Genomic DNA, 15128 nt, shown 5'->3' with positions numbered 1-15128 from the left:
GAAACTGGCACTTCGTCTCGCTGACCCTGGATTATGGCAACGTCACCCTGGCCGTCGACGGTGTCGGCAACAACGCATCGTTGATGGGATCGTTCAATCCGGCGACGGTGCCGGTACAGATCGGCTACGACAGTACAACGCACTTTGCGGGCGAATTGCGTGATGCCCGCCTGTGGAACGTTGCCAAGTATCCGGCCGACGCCTTTGCGACGGTGCAATCCGTGGCCACGATCGGCGATCCGACGTTGATCGGCGCTTGGGCCATGAACGGTTCGCTGGCCGACATCAAGGGCACTCATGCCGCAGCCTGGACGGGGGATGGATCGGCCGCCTTTGCCGGCGGAGCCGTCACGGTGGCCTATGCCGAGGGTGCCGGGGCCATCACGCCGTTCGCCAGCGCCACGGTCCTCGATATCGACAGCGCGAGTCTGTCCAGCGCCACCATTGTCATTGGCGGTGCGGTGGCCGGCGATACGCTGACCTTCGGCAATCTGTACGGCATCACCGGCAGCTACGCCAATGGCACGATGGTTCTGACGGGGTCGGCAAGCCTGACCAACTATCAGGACGCCATCCGCTCGGTGACGTATTCCAATACGCTCGACACCCTGTCCAACGGCAGCCGTGTCCTGAACCTCACGGTTAGCGATGGCAGTGCCTCCAGCAGCCCAATCACCTCCACCGTCACGGTGAGCGGCGCCAACGACGCGCCGGTCCTGGCGACCGGCATCACGGCGATGAATCTGGGTAGCGGCAATTACGCCACCGGACCGTCAGTCAACCTGGCAAACCACAGTTTCTCCATCGAATTCTGGGCGAACGAGCACTCCTACATCAATGCCGGCCATGTCAACACCGTCATCGGAGTGGGACAGTCGTCGGTTGTGACCAATACCGGCGTCTTTGCCGGTTACCTGAACAACCAGTTCTATTTCGGGTTCCTGGGTAACGATCTCAGCTATACCGACCCGAACGCGGCCAATAGCCAATGGGTGCATTGGGCCTGCACCTTCGATGCCGACGCACATGTGCGCACTATTTACCGGAACGGTATCCAGGTCGCCCAGGACAACGCCCAGAACGCCACCACCTCGGCCACTGGCAACCTTTATATCGGCAGTGGTCCCTGGACCAACGGACCTTACACCGTGGATGGCAGTGTTGCCGACGTTCGCGTGTGGTACGAGGCACGCACCCAGCAGCAGATTCAGGACAATATGAACGTCCAGCTGTCGGGGAGCGGCGGCAACCTTCTCGTCAACCTGCCGCTGAGCGACAGCACGGGGTTGACGCTTTACGGTACGCCGACCTTCACCAGTTCGACGCTGGCCCTGACGCCTCCGGTCATCGGCACGATTGTCGAGGATATCAGCCCCGCCGCGAACACCGGCACTCTGGTTTCTGCATTGACAACCGGGGTCACCGATCCCGATGGCACCGGCCTGCCCAAGGGCATCGCGGTGACCAGCGCCAGCCTCACCGGCGGTCACTGGGAATACAGCATCGACGGCGGTAGCAACTGGATCGACTTCGGTACGGTGTCGACCGCCCAGGCGCTGTTGCTGTCGTCCACCGACAAGGTCCGCTTCTTCGCCAATCCCAATGCAAACGGCGGCGCCACCTTCTCGTGGCGGGCCTGGGACCAGAGCGACGGCTCGGTCCACGGCACCAAGGTGGACGCCACCATCAGCGGCGGCACCTCGGCGTTCAGCGTCGATATCGGGACGGCCAACCTCGTCATCACGCCGGTGGAGGATCCTCCGGTGTGGCAGGGCATGCAGGTCGGCGGCTCCACCGTGACGACGTTCTCGGTCACCAATGGCGGGAGTATCAGCGGCAGTAATCTGTACGCCCTCGATCCCGATGGCGATGCGCTGACCTTCACGCTGTCGGGCGGCACCAAGACCGCCCACGGCACGGTGACGGTCAACGCCAACACGGTCAATTACCAGGCCGATGCCGGCTATGCCGGCAGCGACACGTTCATCATTAACGCCAGCGATGGCCACGGCAACACCGTCGCCCAGACCTTCACCGCCAATGTGGGCTATGACGGCCACGGCATCACCCTGGTGCCGCCCTCCCTGACCATGGGGGCGTCGGGCACCTTCACCCTGAACGAGGCCTATCTGCGTCCCGCGGACGGCATCCAGGTGGGCGATTCCAAGCTGGTCTACACCCTGGGCTCCATCCCGGGCTCCGGCACCTTGCTGAAGAACGGCGTGACCCTGGCGGCCGGCGGCACCTTCACCCAGGCCGACGTCACCGCCGACCTGATCAAGTACGTGGCGGCGGGCACCACCGGCACCTCGTCGTTCAACTTCACCATCAGCGACGGCATGGGCGGCACCATGGCCTCGGCCAGTTCGGTGTCGTTCACGGTCAACGCCGCCAATGCCGCTCCGACCCTGACGGTGGGGACCGCCGTCTTCGCCGGCCGGGGCAGCGTCTTGAACATTCAGTCCGGCACCATGGGGCTGAACGGTACCGATCCCGATGGCGGCCCGGCGTCGCAGCTGAGCTATATCGTCACCGATACGCCCGATCACGGCGCGCTGGTGATCAACGGCCGCGTGCTTGCGGTGGGCGATTCCTTCAATGCCGGCGACATCAATGCCGGCACCATGGGCCTGAACTACTACAACGATGGTTCGACCTTTACTTCGGATTCGTTCCAGGTCCGCCTCAGCGACGGCCAGAACACCCTGGCGCCGCAGACCGTTTCCATCTTCGTGCAGCCCGTCAACCAGGCCCCGGTGGCCGGGGTGGGGGCCGGCTACGCCATGTCCATGACCGGCACCAACGCCAATGCGCTGACCGTCAATGACGGCGGCAAGCTGGCCTTCGCCGACGCGGTGACCCTGGAAGCCTGGGTCAAGCCGCAATCCTATGAGACCCTGGACCGCATGCATGCCGTGGTGGCGCGCGGCGTCACCAATGGCGGCGTCGAATACGGCCTGTTCATCAAGGAAGGCGCCACGGCCGGAAGCTATACCCTGGTTCCGGTGGTGGGCGGGACTGCTCTGACCGTTGCCGGCGCCACCACCTTCACCGGCACCTGGCACCACATCGCCGCCAGTTTCGACAGCGCCGGAGTGGTGACTCTGTACCTGGACGGCGTCCTCTATGGCTCGGCCACCATCGCCGCGGCGCCGCTGCCGGTCAGCGACAACGGCTCGCTGGGCATCGGCCAGCCCATCGGCACTCTCGGCTACGCCTATAGCGGCCAGATCGACGAGGTGCGGGTGTGGCACGGCGTGCGCACCCAGGCCGAGATCGCCGCCAACATGAATGTGGAGCTGCACGGCTACGAGGCGGGTCTGTCGGGCTATTGGCGCCTGGACAGCAACACCCCCACCGCCGTGGATTCCAGCGTCAACGGGCTGCCCACCACGGGCAGCATCGCCCCGGTCATCGCCGAGCGCGGCGGCTCCACCTTCACCGTCAGCAATGACGGCAGCTTAAGCGGCACCCTGACCGGCAGCGATCCCGATGGCCAGGCGCTGACCTATTCCCTGCTCAGCGGCACGGTCACCGGCCAGCCCAGCCACGGCGTGCTGACCCTGGATCCGGCCACCGGCCAGTTCGTCTACACCCCCGATTACGGCTTCTACGGCACCGACACCATCAAGTACACGGTGAGCGACGGCAGCCTGACCTCCATGCCGGCGGTGGTCAATCTGGTGGTCCAAAGCCCCGGAAACCACGCCCCCATGCTGCGCGGTCTGTCCATAGACAACGATGCCGCCTATCTGAACGGCATGGGCGCCTATGTGGCCGGTCCGCTGCTGAAGGAGAACACCGGCGACTTCACCCTGGAAGCCTGGATCAGCACCCGCGACGCCACCAATGCGACTCAGATCATCATCGGCCAGGGCAACAGCATCGGCGGAACGCAGGGCACCTTCGCCCTGGCGCTGGTGAACGGCAAGCTGACCTTCCTGTCGCCCGATACCGGGACGACCGGTGCCTGGACGCTGCAGGGCAGCGGTACGCTGAACGACGGCCAGTGGCATCACGTGGCCGTGGTCCGCGACGATGGAATCTACCGGCTTTACGCCGACAACCAGGTGATCGACACCGTGGTGGTGGCGACGCCCACCGCCCTGCCGGCGGCCACCGATCTGATGATCGGCGGCATGCACGGCGGCGCCCAGGCGATCGACAACACCACGACGTTCCGCGGCCTGATCGACGACGTCCGGGTCTGGGAGACGGCGCGCACCGGCGCCCAGGTGGTGGAAGGCAAGGGCCTCGAACCCAACGGAGGCGGCGGCCTGCTGGGCGCCTGGACCTTCGACCATGTGAGCGGGTCCGGGCTGGTCACGGCCGTCAACGCCGCCGGACCGGATCTGGTGCCGGTGGGCAACGCCAGCATTCCGGATGTCATCGACAGCCAGGCCATGCATTTCGATGGTTCGGCGTCGGCTGCCATCACCATCGGCAACTCCATCGCCCAGGGCAGCGGGCCGTTGACGTTCGAGGCCTGGATCAAGACCAGTTCCGCCATCAACCAGACCATCGTCTTCGTCGGCCAGGATGGCGTGAATACCGGGATGTCCCTCTATGTGGCCGCCAATGGCAAGCTGGGCGTCGGGCAGTCCCAGAACGGGGCCATCACGCTTGGCACCGCAACCGTGGCCGATGGCCAGTGGCACCATGTGGCCGGCGTCGTGGCCAGCAATGGAGCGGTTACCTATTACGTCGATGGGCGGCTTGACGGTACCGCCACCATCAACGCCTACAACCTGAGCGGTCCGGTCTATCTGGGCAATTCGGGGGCGCCGGGCACCGCCGCCCAGAACTTCAACGGTGACATCGCCGGCGTGAAGATCTGGAGCACGACGCGCACCCTGGCCGAAGTCCAGTCCGACATGGGGCCGGCTATCCCCGGTACCCAGACCAACCTGCTTGGCACCTGGACCATGCAGGACGACCGGATCGTCAACCTGTTTGGCCCGGTCCCCACGGCGACCGGCAACGTCACCGCCGCCGACGGGCCGCCCACGGATGCGCCCACCGGCGCCGACCATTTCTCCACCCTGGCCGGTCAGGCCGTCCATGGCAGCGTGCTGACCTACGACCAGGACGCGGGCTCGACCCTTACCCTGACCACCTCGGCCACGCCGACCCATGGCGTGCTCAGCCTGGGTGCGGGCGGGACCTTCACCTATACGCCGACCGCCGGCTATGTGGGGGCCGATTCCTTCACCCTGCAGATCAGCGACGGCACCGCCACCGCCACCAAGACCTATGCGGTGGACGTGGCCAATCCGGTCAGCGTGGCGGGCGCGGCCGAGCGCACCTCGGTGCTGTTCGCCAATGGCACCGGCAAGGCGGCCAGCATCCAGCTGCCCGGCACGGAATTCGCCGGCCAGCAGATGGCCGTCGAGTTCGACGTCAATCTCAGCACGGCGGGAAGCCAGACCCTGTTCAGCCTGGGCACCGGCAGCATGGCCGTGCTGAAGGCCACCATCGACAACACCGGTCATATCGGCCTGTACGTCGATCAGGACGCCAGCGGCAACGGAATCAATCCGGCCGGGGCGACCATCTCCGCCTCGTCCTGGCACCATGTGGCCATCAACTATGATTCCGGCGTGGCGCGGCTTTACGTCGACGGCGACCTGGCGGGCATGGCCGTGGACAGCATGGGCGGAACATCGGCCCTGACCTCGCTGTCCTCCATGGTGGTCGGCGGCGAGCTGACCGGTGGGACCCTGTTCTCCAAGGGCATGTTCGACAACCTCAAGATATGGAACACCACCTTGACCTCCGCCCAGGTCGAGGCCGGCAGCGTGCTGGAGTCCGAACAGACCCCCGGCCTGATCGGCCAGTGGGACTTCGACAGCGACCACGGCAGCGGCACCGGCAACGACGTGGATTCCGGCGCCTATCTGAACCTGGGCAGTGCCGGCCGTGTGGGGGCACCGCCCCTGCGGGCGGCCCATTTCGGGCCCAGCCAGAGTGTTGATCTCGGCGGCGGCTCAACCCTTGCCGTCAATGATGGTGATTCCTTCACCTATGCGGCCTGGGTGAAAACCACCAGTACAGTGGCCACGAGACTTATCGAGATCGGCTACGGCATCGGATTTAACGGCATTGCCCTCTGCCTTAACACAGATGGTAGTTTGCAGCTGAATACCACCCAATTGGGTGCTGCGGCATCGTCCGGCCCGGTGGTGAACGACGGCCTGTGGCATCACGTGGCGGTCAGCTATAACGGCGCGGGTACCGCCACCTATTTCATCGATGGCGTAGCGGCAGGAACATCCAGCGGCTACACCAACGTCGCGACAATCGGCACCTCCTCCCGCCTGGGCTTCACCCTGGGAAGCGGCGGCGACATGGCTGAAGCCACCGTCTGGTCGAAGGCGCTTGGCGCGAGCGACATCCAGCAGATGATGAACCAGGAATTGAGCGGCCACGAGGATAAGCTGGCCGGCTACTGGAAGCTGGACGAGGGCCACGGAAACATCGCCTACGATCAGACCGGCAATCACAATGGCAGCTATGCCACGATCGGATCCGGAGTGGCGACCTTTGACGGAGCGACCGGCCAGATCTCGGTCTCCGGCATTAACGTGGCCAACCAGTCGTTCACCGTCGAGTTCTGGGCCAAGCGCAACGAGATTAACAGCGACGATTTCGTCTTCACCCAGACCGACAATCCCGCCAGTGTCGCTACCGACCACGGGCTGTTCTTCGCTTTCCTGAACAATGGCGGCGGCAGCACCGGCAACCAGGTCCGCTTCGGGTTCTGGGGCGGCGACGACCTCACCTATACCGACCCCAGCGGCTACAATCATATGGGCCAGTGGATCCATTGGGCGGCGACCTACGACGCCGCCACGAATGTCCAGACCCTGTACATGAATGGCCAGGCGGTGGCGTCGCGCACCGCGTCGGCCGATTATGCCGCCACCGGGACGTTCGACATCGGCACGATCTTCGGTGCCGCCAACGATCCGCGTAATTTCAACGGAAGCCTTGACGACTTCAAGATCTGGAGCGGAGCGCGGGACGCCACTCAGATCAGCGCCGATTACAACGGTATCACCACCTCCACGACCGGGCTGCTGGCCAGCTATAATTTCGACGGCGGCACGGCGGCGGACGGCAGCGGCAACGGCTACACCGGCACCCTGTCGGGTAGCGGCGTGGGCTTCTCCACCCAGGCGTCCGCCACCTGGACCACCTCCGGCCATGCCGATCTGGTGGCCAGCAACCGCCAGACCCAGGCCTTCACTTTCGACGGCACCAACACTTACCTGTCGGCGGGCGACAAGTTCGATCCCGGCGCCGGCGACTTCACCATGGAAGCCTGGGTGAACCCGGACGTCATCGCGGGGCAGCGCAATGTGATCGCCAAGGGTGGCACCACCAGTACCGGCCTGGCGCTTTACATCGACACCGGCACCCCGACCCTGATGCTGAATGGCGTCATCATTCTGCAAGGCGGCAGCATCTCGGCCCATCAATGGAGCCATTTGGCGGTCACCCGCGGCGGCGACCAGTACACCCTTTACGTCAACGGCCAGCCGGTGAAGAGCGTCTCGGCATTGGATGCCGATGTCTCCAACTCCTATCCGCTGACCATCGGGGCGCGCAGCAATCAGGCCGGCACCGGCCTGGATTCCACCACCGCCTTCGCCGGCCAGATCGCCGATATCCGCCTGTGGGGTGTCGAGCGCAGCGCCGAGGACATCTTCAAGGCGATGCCCTCCAATAACGAGTCGGATGATGGCCTGGTGGCATCCTGGCAGGGCACGGGGTTGGCCGATGCCTCGGGCAACGGCAACGATCTGATCCTGCCCACCGGGGTCACCAACGTGGTGCAGGCCGCCACGACGCTGCAGACCTACGACGACGGCATCAGCATTCCGCGCGGCGGCCAGTATCATGGCGCCCTGGTGGCCCATGACGGAACCGGCGCCGCCATCACCTACACAGTGGGGGCGCAGCCCGCCAACGGTACCGTCACCATCAACGCCGACGGCAGCTTCGTCTTCAAGCCCAACAGCACCTACGAGGGGCTGGACAGCTTCACCCTGGTGGCCACCGCCGGCGGCGTGTCCACCAGCCAGACCGTGGCGGTGCGAATCGAGGACCCCACCGAGATCATCGGCGCCCGCCAGCATATGGGCCAACTGATCCTGGACGGCAGCAACCACGGATCGGTGACCGCGCAGGGCAACATCGCCTGGCTGGGATCTGGCGACTTCACCATGGAGGCGTGGATCAACCCCACCAGCCTCAGCGGCACCCAGTCGATCCTGTCCAAGTTCATGGGCACCCAGCACATGACCCTGCAACTGGTGGGCAACCAGTTGAGCTTCGACGTGGCGTCCAGCACCCAGACCGGCAACGTCACCACCGTCGGCGCCGGTTTCGGTGCCGGCCAGTGGGCCCATGTGGCGGTGAGCAATACCGGCGGCACCTTCCACCTCTACGTCAATGGCGAGGAAGTGGGCACCACCCATTCCTTCAACGGCAGTTCCGTGCCGACAGCCAATCTGGGCTTCACGACCTCGTACAATCCCACCACCGCCGACCTCTGGGTGGGCCAGACCATGACCAGCGGCACTCTCGCCGCCGGGTTCAAGGGGGCCATTTCCGACGTGCGGGTCTGGAGCTACGGCCGTTCCGACTACGACATGGGGGCCAGCTACAATCAGGTGTTGGACGGCAATGAATCCGGGCTGGTCGGCTATTGGAACGGCCGGGGCGGCACCCAGGACCTGTCGGGCAACGGCCACGACCTGATCCTGCCGTCCAGCAATCCGCCGGTCATGGCCGTGGTGCCCGAGATGGCGGCCCATTTCGGCGGCAGCACCCGCATCAACCTGGGATCGTCCGTCGCCCAGGGGGCGGGACCGTTCACTTACGAGGCGTGGATCCGCACCTCCGACACCTCGCAGGCGCAGATGATCTTCACCGCCGGTTCCAATGTGGACGGGCAGGGCTTCTGGATCTACTCCAGCGTGGACGGAAAGATTCATCTGGCTACCGCCGGGGACGCCGGATCGGTGGCGGGCAACAGCGTGGTGGCCGATGGGCTTTGGCATCACGTGGCCGTCACCCTGACCAACATCAGTGGCACCGCCGCGGCCTATACCATCTACGTGGATGGCGTTGCCGACGGGACGGGAACCATCGGCGACTACAACGTCAGCGGCGCCATTCAGCTGGCCACCCGCTATGACGGTCCGACGGCGCAATATGTGGGCGACATGGCCGAGGCGCGCATCTGGAACGGCATCCTGGCCCAGCCCCAGATCGTCGCCGCCATGAACAACGAGCAGACCGGTGCCGAATCCGGCCTGGCCGGCTACTGGCGCCTGGATGCGGCCAGCGGCGGCGTCGTGCAGGACGCCACCACCGCCAGCCTCAACGACGGCACCGTCACCGGCACCCTGACCTTCGTCCAGACCGATGCGCCGCTTTATGACGACGCGGTGGTGGCCGCCTACGGCTCGCCTTATCACGGCACCCTGGCGGCCGAGGCGCCGACCAGCGCCAATGGCCTCGTCACCTGGGCGGTGGCGTCCGGCGGGAATCCGGTCCACGGCAGCCTGGCGCTCAATTCCGACGGCAGCTTCACCTATACCCCCAATACCGGCTGGCACGGGGTCGATACCTTCACGGTGGACGCGGTGGGCAGCGACGGCAACCACACCGTCAAGATGCTGACCATCCGCACCGAGAGTCTGGTCGATCTGGTGGGAGCCGGCGCGGCGCGCGGCAGCCTGCAGTTCGACGGCAGCGGCTATGCCTCGGCCAGCGGCATCGCCCTGGCGTCCAAGTCCTTCAGCTGGGAGTTCTGGGCCAACAAGGCGGCGGGCCATGCCAATGCCCAGACCCTGCTGGCCGAGGGAAGCGGCGGCTCGGGCCAGGGCCTGTACGTGGGCTTCGACGCCTCGGGCAACCTGCGCTTCTCGCTGGACGGCAGCAGCGGCGGTGTCGCGGTCACCGATCCCACCCCGGCCACGGCCGGTACCTGGACCCATTGGGCCGGGACCTATGACGCCGATGCCAACCTGCTGACCCTGTATCGCAATGGTGTGGTGGCTGGCACCATGACGACCAGCAATGACTTCACCGGTGCCGGCAATCTGTTCCTGGGCGGGACTGCGGCCGATGGCGGCAGCTTTGTCGGCCAGATGGATCAGGTCCGGGTCTTCGACGACGTCCGCACGCCAGCCGAGATCTATGCCAGCTGGCATCGCACGGAAGCCGTCTCACCCGACCATCTGCAGGCCGAGTGGAACATGAACCGGCTTTACAGCGCCAACGGCGTCGCCACCCTGCTGGACGAGACCGGCGGCCACAACCTGACGCTTGGCGCCCGCTCCGCCTTCGGCGACCTCAGCGGCCAAGGCCATAGCCTGACCGTGGCCGGCGGCGCCACGCTGACGGTCAGTGGCACGCACTCCGCCGTGCATATGGACGGTTCGTCCGGCGCCGGTCTCATCGTCGCCAGCCAGTCCTCGCTGGCTACCGGCGCGGGGGCCTTCACCTATGGCGCCTGGATCCGCACCACCGACACGGGGCGGGGCGAGATCCTCAGCATCGGAACCCAGGCGGTGGGCGGCACCGCCGAGTTCTATGTCAGCAACGGCAATCTGCACTTCGATGGCCAGAGCGTGTCCGGCCCAGCCTCCACCGCAACGGTCAATGACGGCAATTGGCACCACGTGGCGGTGACCTATGACGGCGCCAGCCATGTCGCCCTTTACATCGACGGGGCTCAGGATGGCACCGCCACCCTTTCCCAGGCTCTGAACATCCAGCCGGGGGCTGCCGAGATCGGCAATCTCAATTACCAGTGGATGCAGCTCCCCTTTACCGGCGACATCTCCGATCTGGCGGTATGGAACACCTCGCTGTCCGTGGGGCAGATCCAGTCGGCGGCCAGCCAGGGGGCCCTGTCGGTTGCGGCCTCCAGCCTGCTCGGCAACTGGGCGTTCGATACCGGTTCTGCCCCCATCAACGTCAATACCGGTGGCAAGGTATCGGACTTCAACGGCTCCACCAGCGCCGTGCACGTGGCCAACACCTCCCAGATGGACTTCTCGGGCGACTTCACCTTGGAAGCCTGGGTGCGGCCCGATACCGCCTCGGCCCATCAGACCATCGTGTCGGCCACCAGCTCGGCCTATAATCTGTTCAATCTGGAGGTCGCCGGCGGCCAGCTGAAATTCACCATGGACGGTGCCGGCGGCACCGGAGGCCTCTCGCTATCCGGTCCCATGGCCGATATCGGCCTGTGGAGCCATGTGGCCGTGGTGGTCAGCAACAACGTGGCCATGCTTTATGTGAATGGCCAGAACGTCGGCACCTCGTCCGCCTTCAGCGGCACCCGTCTGTCGGCCATCAGCTCCTTCGATATCGGCCATGACGCCAATGTCGGCGGCAGCTATTTCGACGGCCTGATGTCCGACGTCCGCGTGTGGAAGGACGCCCGCACCCCCAGCGAGATCAACAGCTTTGTGTCCACCCGCCTCAGCGGCGGTGAGGATCATCTGGCGGGCAACTGGCGACTGGACAACCTCGCCTCGGGTACGGCGCCGGACACCACCGGCACCGGCAGCGGCACCGCCACCTCGGTGACCATGACCGGGGCCAAGGCGTCGCTGTTCGATCAGGTGGTGACCACCCCCGAGGACACGGCGCTGCAGGGCACCCTGTACGACACCTTCGGCGGCAGCACCTACAAACCCACCTGGGCCAGCATCGCCCAGGGGCCGCAGCACGGCAGCCTGACCCTGAACGGGACCCAGACCCTGGGTACCCTGTCGCTGACCGGAAACACCTTCTTCCTCAGCGGCAATGGCCTGACCACGTCCGGCGGCTACACCTACACCCCCGACGCCAATTACTTCGGCTCGGATTATTTCGTGCTGGCCATCAATGACGGCAGCGGCTACCTGACCTACGAGACCATCGGTGTCGGCGTCACCTCGGTGCGCGACGCGCCGGCCCTGTCGGGGCTGAGCAATTTCAGCGTGACCGAGAACGGCAGCCACACCCTGGTGGGCCTGCAGGTGTCCGACGAGGTGGGCGGCCTGGCCGGCGAGACCATGTCGGTCACCCTGTCGGCCAATCACGGCGGCATCGAACTGGTCAAGACCGGCGGCATCACCTTCGCCACCAACACCGTCAACGGCGACCACACGGTGAGCTTCACCGGCACTCTGGACCGCATCAACAATGCGCTGGCCAATGCGGTTTATCATTCCGATCCGTTGTGGACCGGCGGCGACACCGTGTCGCTCAGCGTCACCGACGCCTATGGCGGCCAGACCCTGACCTCGACGGGCAGCATGGCGGTCAGTCTGTCCGGGGCCAACAACATGGCCCCGGAAATCATGACGACGCGTGGCTATGTCGCCCTTGGCAGCGGCAGCCCGGCGGCGGCGACCACCGCCTCGGTGCTGACCACGGCCAGCAACGTCACGCTGGAAGCCTGGGTCCGCCAGGATGCGGCATCGAACAGCTCCCCGCTGATCATGTCGGTGGGCAATTCGGGCGGTAACGGATACGGCGTCTATGTGGACAACGCCAATGGCATGCTGACCGTCAATCTGGGTGGTCTGACTCATTTGACCGGTACGTCCGGGCTGTCGCTCGGCAAGTGGCACCACGTGGCCATGGTCCTCACCGGCACCAGCACCTGGGACCTGTACCTGGACGGCGCCAATATCGGGCATTGGAGCGGATACACCGCCATTGCTCCGGCGGCGGGCTTCGCCGTCGGTAATTCCGCCAGCGGCGGAACCGACGAGTTCTTCGGGGCCATCAGCGATGTTCGGGCCTGGAACACGGCGCGCAGCCAGTCGGACATCGTGGCCAACATGAATACCTACCTGACCGGCGGCGAATCGGGACTGGCCGGCTGGTGGACCTTCGAGAACGGCACGGCGGTCGCCCCCAACATGGCCTCGGCCGGTATCGCCGGCAGCGGCCTGACCATGAGCGGCAGTGCGGCGGTGACGTCCGCCACCAACCTGCAGGCCTTTGTCGGCGGCGGCGCGGTGGCGGGAACCCTTGCGGCCTTCGATGTCGAGGGGACCGCGCTGACCTATCATCTCAGCGGCACCACGACTGTGTCGGGGGCCACCGAGACCCTGGTCAGCAGCTATGGCACCGTGTCGCTGAACACGACGACCGGCGCTTACACTTATACCCCCACCGCCGGACAGACCGGTCTGGACGTCCTCACCTACACAGTGACGGATGCCGCCGGCCGGGTTTCCACCCGCACCATCCGGGTGGTGGAGTACGACCATCAGCGGGCCTGGACGGGCTCGGCATCCCAGGCCTGGGAGAACGCCAGCAATTGGGGCGGCACGCTGCCCGATTCCCTGGCGCTGACCACCATTACCGGCGGTACGGTCGTGCATTCCAGCGGCAGCGACCTGATCGGCGGCCTGCGGCTGTCCAGTTCGACCGCCTCCGTCGCCAGCAACCTGACGCTGTCCGGTGGAACGCTGGGAATGAGCGTGGCGGGCGGAACGGACACCGCCTCGATCATCAACATTAGCGGCGGCACTCTGGCGCTCAATAACAGCGCCATGGTGTTCAGGGATTTCGGCAACTTCAACTTCACCTCGGGCGGACTGACCGGCGGCGGCACGTTCATGACCTTTGGGTCTACCACCGCACTGGCCAGCACGGGCCAGACGGACCATATCGATGCCAAGCTGATGCTGACCAAGGGCGCCAGCATGAACGGCGGCACGCTGACCGGCAGCGGCACCGTCAACCTGACGGGCGGCACCCTGTCCATGATGGGAGCGGGCAACGATATCGGCGTGGCCTTCCAGAACGCCGCGGCCACCCTGCTGCTGGTGGCCGGAAACGCCTTCAACTCCTCTGCAACCCTCGAACACGCCTTCAGCAATCAGGGCACGATCGAGTTGCAGTCCACCGGGGCGGGATCGGTTTCATTGGCCGTTCACGATATCCTGACCAACCACGGCACCATCCTGGCCGATGCCGGGGCCAGCTTAACCTACGGCCTGTCCGCCGCCGATCTGATCAATTACGGCGTGATCAAGGTGAATGACGACCTCAACCTGACGGTGGGGACTTTCGACAACCACGCCACCCTGACCCTGACCGGCAACACCACGGTGCTCACGGTGTCCGATGGCGCCGGCACGGGCCATGCCGTGTTCGACAATTCCACCGGCCGGATCGAGGGTTTCGGCACCCTGAACGTCTGGGACGCCGACCTCGTCAACCACAGCTACATCAATCCGGGCACGTCCGGCGTGGCCGGAACCCTGACCATCGCCGGCGACCTGACGCTGACCGACAATTCCCATCTGCTGTTCGACCTGTGGCAGGGGAGCGCCGACCGGCTGTCGGTTTATGGCTCGCTGAGCCTGGACGGTGTCCTGGACCTCAACAGCCACGGCCTGATGTCGGGAACACAGACGGCCATGACCCTGATGACCTGGGGCACCGGCAGCCTGTCGGGCTCGTTCGACTCGGTCCAGGGCATCGACTACATCGACAACAACGGCAGCGGTTGGATATGGGATCCGGTGATGTCGTCCACCAGTCTGACGGTCACCGGCCATTCGGCCACGCTTCTGGGCAGCAGCGGCTATTACAACGGGAGCGCCGGTGCCGACTACGTCATCGGCAGCGGCGGCCACCAGGTGGTTCACCTGAACGGCGGCGACGACGTCTATGTGGGCCACGGCAGCTATAACACGGTCGGTGTTTCGGACATGACCTTCGACTTCCTCGACGGCGGCGCCGGCGGCGGCAACACCCTGCTGTGGGAAAACTTCAACGGCAGCCAATTCAATCTGTCGTCGGTCTGGAACAACGCGTTGCAGAACTTCGACGTCCTGGACTTGAGCCACGCCAGCAACAACAACGCGGTCCTCGACCTCGCCCATCTGCAGTCCATGCTGAACGGCACCAACGCCATCACCGGCACCAGCAACGCCCTGGTGGTGATCGGAGCCAATCAGGTCACGCTGAGCGACAGCGGATGGAAGGCCAGCGGCTCCGCCGAGCTGGTGGTCAACGGTCACCAGGACAGCTACACCCAGTATTCCAACGGTGACACCCACGTTTACGTGGAGAACCACGCCCACGTCGGGTGA

1 protein-coding gene (running past one end of the window) is annotated in these 15128 nt (G+C 65.4%); it reads left to right on the top strand.

The features are described from left to right. Nucleotides 1-15128: the end of a LamG-like jellyroll fold domain-containing protein gene (locus tag WV31_RS21285; protein ID WP_168185822.1), read on the top strand. The gene continues 23671 nt to the left of window position 1, outside the view; only the last 15128 of its 38799 coding nucleotides appear in the window; the start codon falls outside the window, past its left edge; the stop codon is at nt 15126-15128.

This window comes from Magnetospirillum sp. ME-1 (genome assembly GCF_002105535.1).
Lineage (GTDB): Bacteria > Pseudomonadota > Alphaproteobacteria > Rhodospirillales > Magnetospirillaceae > Phaeospirillum.
This window is presented reverse-complemented; position numbering and strand designations above follow the sequence as displayed.